This is a genomic window from Streptomyces sp. NPDC032472 (assembly GCF_040636955.1).
Taxonomy (GTDB): Bacteria; Actinomycetota; Actinomycetes; order Streptomycetales; family Streptomycetaceae; genus Streptomyces.
The window spans coordinates 1-5,356 of record NZ_JBEZVK010000158.1 but is presented as its reverse complement, the minus strand read 5'-3'; the positions used below and the strand labels follow the sequence as shown (position 1 = coordinate 5,356).

Here is a 5,356-nt window from a genome sequence, read left to right as displayed (position 1 = left end):
CGCGCCCCCCCCCCCCCCCCCCGCCGCACCAGACCGGCCCCGCCGGCGGCCCCCCCCCCCCCCGCCCCCCCGCCCCCCCCCCCCCCGCCCGCCCCCCCCCCCCCCCCTGCCCGGCGGAGCCGGGTTCCCTGGGGCTCCGCCCCACACCCCGCGCCTCAAACGCCGGCGGGGCTGGAATGGCGGACCCCCCGCCAAAGGTGTCGGCGGAGCCGGCTCGGCTTCTGGGGCGCTGCCCCAGACCCCGCGCCTCAATCGCCGGCGAGGCTGGATGGGCCGGGCCCCCATCCGGGTCGCCTTCTGGCGCGGGATGCACCCGGCAACGGCGGCGGCACGGCGGAGGTGAAGGTGGTGCGGGGTCGGGCGCCAACGCGACCCGGCGAGGACGGCGCGGCGGCGCGGCACGGTGGCCAGGCGGGGCGGCGCGGCACGGTGGCGGCGCGGCGGCGCGGCACGGCGGCCAGGCGGGGCGGCGGCGAGGCGCGGCGGCGCGGCACGAACGGGGGCGCGGCACGATCGGGGGCGGGGCACGATCGGCGGCGGGGCGGGGCGGGGCGGGACACAACGCTGCCCCGGTCGCCGGGGGCGGGCCGGGGCAGCGCAGAGTATGCAGTTGGTGCCGACGGGTGGGTCAGCCGACGACCTTCTTCAGGGCGTCACCCAGGGCGTCCGCCTCGTCCGGCGTCAGCTCGACGACCAGCCGACCGCCGCCCTCGAGCGGTACGCGCATGACGATGCCCCGCCCCTCCTTGGTGACCTCGAGCGGGCCGTCGCCCGTCCGCGGCTTCATGGCCGCCATGCTCGTTCCCCTTCCTGAAACCAGCTCATCGTCAGCCGACGGCCCCATTCAGGTGCCTGGAACCCGGCATCGAACACATTGCTTCCCGGCCATTATCCCGCATGTCAGGACCCGATGACCAACATCGGCCGGGAACGCTTGCGCAACGCGCTCTGCCAAAACCACTCATTTCGGGGACCTGCCTGCGATACTTCGCCCCGTCTGCGTCCGCTCTGCGCGCACACGGCGGCTTCTTTCTTTGACACACATCACATGCCCTGGAGCGGCCCCGTCCGCCATGCTGACCCTGTACCGGCCAGTACCGATCCGCTGGCCGGGTCCGCGACGGAGGGGACACCACCTGCCATGGCCGACACCGTGCTGTACGAAGTGACCGACGGGCTCGCCACGATCACGCTGAACCGCCCGGACGCGATGAACTCGCTCAACACGGAGCTGAAGGTCGCCCTGCGGGACAGCCTGCAGGCCGCGGGCGCCGACCCGGCCGTCCGGGCGGTCCTGCTGACCGCGACCGGGCGGGCCTTCTGCGTGGGACAGGATTTGAAGGAGCACGTCGGGAACCTGGAGGCCGCCCGGCAGTCCGGCTCCGGCAACGCGCTGAGCACCGTGAGCGAGCACTACAACCCGATCGTGCGGGCGATCACGGAGATGCCGAAGCCGGTCGTCGCCGGGGTCAACGGCGTCGCCGCCGGCGCGGGCTTCGGCTTCGCGCTGGCCGCCGACTACCGGGTGGTGGCCGACACCGCGAGCTTCACCACCGCCTTCGCCGGGGTCGGGCTGTCCGCCGACTCCGGGCTGTCGTGGACGCTGCCACGCCTGGTCGGCCCCAGCCGGGCCGCGGACCTGCTGCTGTTCCCGCGGTCGATCTCCGCGCAGGAGGCGCAGGAGCTCGGCCTCGTGAACCGGCTCGTGCCGGCGGCGGAGCTCCCGCAGACCGCCGCCGAGGTCGCGCGGCGGCTGGCGGACGGGCCGACCGTGGCCTACGCCGGGCTGAAGGAGGCGCTGGCGTACGGGGCGGGGCGCTCCCTCGCCGAGGCACTGGAGAAGGAGGACGAGCTCCAGACGCGCTCGGGTGCCTCCGAGGACCACGCGATCGCGGTCGCGGCCTTCCTCGCCAAGGAGAAGCCGAAGTACACCGGACGCTAGCCCGACCCGCGGCCGGCCCGCACCGGCCGTACCCCCGTCAGGCGGCGGGGGTACGGGCGGTGCAGGCGGCCAGGTGGTCGTTGACCAGGCCGCAGGCCTGCATCAGCGCGTAGGCCGTGGTGGGCCCGACGAAGCGGATGCCCGCCTTCTTCAGGGCCTTGGCCAGAGCCGTGGACTCGGGCGTGACCGCCGGGACGTCTTCGATGTTCGTCGGGGCCGGACGGCCCGGCTCCGGGGCGTGCGACCAGATCAGCTCGTCCAGCTCGCCGGGCTTCCACTGCGCCAGCACCCGCGCGTTGGCGAGCGTCGCCTCGATCTTGGCCCGGTTGCGGATGATCCCCTCGTCGGCCAGCAGCCGCTCGGCGTCCCGCTCGTCGAAGCGGGCGACGGCCGCGATCTCGAAGCCCGCGAAGGCGGTACGGAAGCCCTCCCGCCGCCGCAGGATCGTCAGCCAGGACAGCCCCGACTGGAAGGCCTCCAGGCACAGCCGCTCGTACAGGGCGTCGTCCCCGTGCACCGCGCGGCCCCACTCGGTGTCGTGGTAGGCGGTGTACTCCGCGGTGGACAGCGCCCACGGGCAGCGCAGGCTCCCGTCGGGCCCGGCGAGGGCGCTCACCGGTCGCCGTCCTTCTTCGAGAGGTCGACCGTTCCGCGGTCCTCGGCGGGTACGGCGTCCTCCGCGGGTACGGCGTCCTGCGGCCCGCCCGCATCCATGGCGTCGGCCACCACGGTGGACCCGGACACCGCGGCGGCGGAGGCCGCACGCGCCGGGAGGGCCGCCGGTGCTGCGTGCGCCGCGCGTGCCGCGGCCGCCGTCAGCTCGGCGATCCGCGCGTCGCGCTCGGCCAGTTCGGCCGAGAGCCGCTCGAGTACGTCGTCCACCTCGGCCATGCGGTAGCCGCGCGGCGCCACCGGCAGCCGCAGGGCGTCGACGTCGGCCGGTGCGACGGGGCGGCTCTCCGGCAGCGCGTCGGCCACCCGGTCCGGCTCCGCCTCGGGCAGTACCGGCTCGGAGCCGCCGCCGACCACCGCAAGGGTGACCGCCGCGACGACCACGACCAGCGCGATCAGCAAGAACCAGAACACGATCAACTCCCCGGGACGGTGGCTGGGGGCACCTCCCGGCGGCGGCCGGGGAGACCCACTCCGGTCACCAGGTTAAGGTCGCAGACGAGGCGCAAGGGCCGCCTGAGGAGGAAAACGGGATGCTGCGACTGGGCAGGCGCGAGTTCGACACCCACGAGCCGGTGATCATGGCCATCGTGAACCGGACGCCGGACTCCTTCTACGACCAGGGCGCCACCTTTCGGGACGAACCCGCCCTGGACCGCGTGGAGCAGGCGGTCGCCGAGGGTGCGGCGATCATCGACATCGGCGGGGTCAAGGCCGGTCCGGGCGAGCACGTGGACGCGGCCGAGGAGGCCCGTCGCACGGTCGGCTTCGTCGCCGAGGTCCGCCGCCGCCACCCGGACGTGGTGATCAGCGTCGACACCTGGCGCCACGAGGTCGGCGAGGCGGTCTGCGAGGCCGGGGCCGACCTGCTCAACGACGCGTGGGGCGGGGTCGACCCGAAGCTGGCGGAGGTCGCCGCCCGGTACGGCGCCGGCCTGGTCTGCACCCACGCGGGCGGCGTCGAGCCGCGCACGCGCCCGCACCGCACGGCGTACGACGACGTGATGGCGGACATCCTGCGGGTGACGGTGGGCCTGGCCGAGCGGGCGGTGGAACTCGGCGTCCGCCGGGACGCGATCATGATCGACCCGGGGCACGACTTCGGGAAGAACACCCGGCACTCGCTGGAGGCCACCCGGCGCCTGGCGGAGATGGCCGACACCGGCTGGCCGGTGCTGGTCTCGCTGTCCAACAAGGACTTCGTCGGCGAGACCCTCGACAAGCCGGTCAAGGAGCGGCTGCTCGGCACGCTCGCCACGACGGCGGTCTCGGCCTGGCTGGGCGCGCAGGTCTACCGGGTCCACGAGGTCGCCGAGACCCGGCAGGTCCTGGAGATGGTCCGGTCGATCCAGGGGCTGCGGGAGCCGGCGGTCGCCCGCCGGGGACTGGCCTGAGCCGGGTCCCCGGCCGGACGGCCGGGGACTGCTTCGGCGGCTGCTACTTCGCGACTTCCTTGGTCACGAGTCCGATCGCCTCGTCCACGTCGTCCGTGACGTGGAAGAGGTACAGGTCGCGCTCGGAGGCCTTGCCCTGGGCGATCACGGTGTTGCGCAGCCAGTCGACCAGGCCGCTCCAGTAGTCCGTGCCGAACAGCACGATCGGGAAGCGGGTGATCTTCTGGGTCTGGACCAGGGTCAGGGCCTCGAACATCTCGTCCAGCGTGCCGAGTCCGCCCGGCAGGACCACGAAGCCCTGGCTGTACTTCACGAACATCGTCTTGCGGACGAAGAAGTACCGGAAGTTCAGGCCGAGATCGACGTGCGGGTTGAGCCCCTGCTCGAAGGGCAGCTCGATGCCCAGGCCCACCGAGACGCCGCCCGCCTCGCGGGCGCCCTTGTTGGCGGCCTCCATCGCGCCGGGGCCGCCACCCGTGATCACCGCGAAGCCGGCCTCGACGAGGGCGCCGCCGATCCGGACACCGGCCTCGTACTCCGGTGAGCCGGCGGGCGTGCGTGCGGAGCCGAACACGCTGATCGCCGGCGGCAGCTCCGCCAGCGTGCCGAAGCCCTCGATGAACTCCGACTGGATGCGCAGGACCCGCCAGGGATCGGTGTGGACCCACTCGCTGGGGCCGGCCGAGTCCAGCAGCCGCTGGTCGGTCGTACTGCCCGCCTGCACCTGGCCCCGCCGGCGCAGCACCGGCCCGAGCTGCTGCTCCTCGGGGCGGGGGCGAGCGTACCCCTCGGAATTGCGGTGGTTGCCCATGATGTGCTCCCTCCTGCTGATCGTTGCATCAGCGTAGGCGCACGAAGGTGACGGCAAGCGGAATTCAGGAGGTCAGCCAGGCGCGGAGTCGTTCCTCGCAGTGCAGGATCGCCTTGGTCTCCACGCGCTCGTCGACCTTGTGCGCCAGCAGGGCGTCGCCCGGGCCGTAGTTGACGGCCGGGACGCCGAGCGCGCTGAAGCGGGAGACGTCCGTCCAGCCGAACTTGGGCATCGCGCGCCCGCCGACCGCCTCCATGAACGCGGCGGCCGCGGGGTGGGAGAGGCCGGGCAGGGCGCCGCCGGAGGAGTCGTCGACGAGGAACTCGGTGACGCCGCAGTCCGCGAAGACCTCGCGGACGTGGGCGAGGGCCTCGGCCTCGCTGCGGTCGGGGGCGTAGCGGAAGTTGACGGTGACGGTGCAGGCGTCGGGGATGACGTTGTTGGCGACGCCGCCCTCGATGCGGACCGCGTTGAGGCCCTCGTGGTACTCCAGGCCGTCGATCACGGGCTTGCGCGGCTCGTACGCGGCGAGCCGCG

Annotated in this window: 7 protein-coding genes; 2 read left to right on the top strand and 5 right to left on the bottom strand. The window is 73.9% G+C overall.

Annotation, left to right across the window (positions count from 1 at the left end):
- Positions 1-628 precede the first annotated feature (628 nt).
- Positions 629-796 carry a DUF3117 domain-containing protein gene (locus AB0F11_RS37420; protein WP_003966491.1) on the bottom strand — a complete coding sequence of 56 codons (168 nt, stop codon included), beginning with the start codon at positions 794-796 and terminating at the stop codon, positions 629-631.
- A gap of 345 nt (positions 797-1,141) precedes the next feature.
- On the opposite strand from AB0F11_RS37420, the gene AB0F11_RS37415 reads away from it, so the two are divergent.
- Entirely contained in the window at positions 1,142-1,942 is an 801-nt protein-coding gene (locus tag AB0F11_RS37415; protein WP_362184176.1) for an enoyl-CoA hydratase-related protein, read from the top strand.
- Positions 1,943-1,979: 37 nt separating this feature from the next.
- Here AB0F11_RS37415 and AB0F11_RS37410 read toward each other — a convergent pair whose 3' ends face one another.
- Both AB0F11_RS37410 and AB0F11_RS37405 read right to left on the bottom strand, forming a co-directional pair.
- Positions 1,980-2,558 (bottom strand): DNA-3-methyladenine glycosylase I, encoded by a 579-nt coding sequence (locus AB0F11_RS37410; protein WP_362184173.1) that lies wholly within the window; start codon positions 2,556-2,558, stop codon positions 1,980-1,982.
- Positions 2,555-3,034 (bottom strand): DivIVA domain-containing protein, encoded by a 480-nt coding sequence (locus AB0F11_RS37405; protein WP_362184170.1) that lies wholly within the window; start codon positions 3,032-3,034, stop codon positions 2,555-2,557. The genes AB0F11_RS37410 and AB0F11_RS37405 overlap by 4 nt, the downstream gene beginning before the upstream one ends.
- Positions 3,035-3,147: 113 nt before the next feature.
- Between AB0F11_RS37405 and folP the strand changes: the two genes are divergently transcribed.
- Complete coding sequence (folP, locus tag AB0F11_RS37400; RefSeq protein WP_362184167.1) at positions 3,148-4,008, top strand: dihydropteroate synthase; 861 nt, start codon at positions 3,148-3,150, stop codon at positions 4,006-4,008.
- Between the two features lie 43 nt (positions 4,009-4,051).
- Here the strand turns inward: folP and AB0F11_RS37395 are convergent, their stop codons facing one another.
- Complete coding sequence (locus AB0F11_RS37395; protein ID WP_362184164.1) at positions 4,052-4,819, bottom strand: TIGR00730 family Rossman fold protein; 768 nt, start codon at positions 4,817-4,819, stop codon at positions 4,052-4,054.
- Between the two features lie 64 nt (positions 4,820-4,883).
- Positions 4,884-5,356, bottom strand: a 473-nt coding sequence (locus AB0F11_RS37390; RefSeq protein WP_362184161.1) for a peptidase dimerization domain-containing protein, incomplete at its 5' end; no start/stop codon positions are given.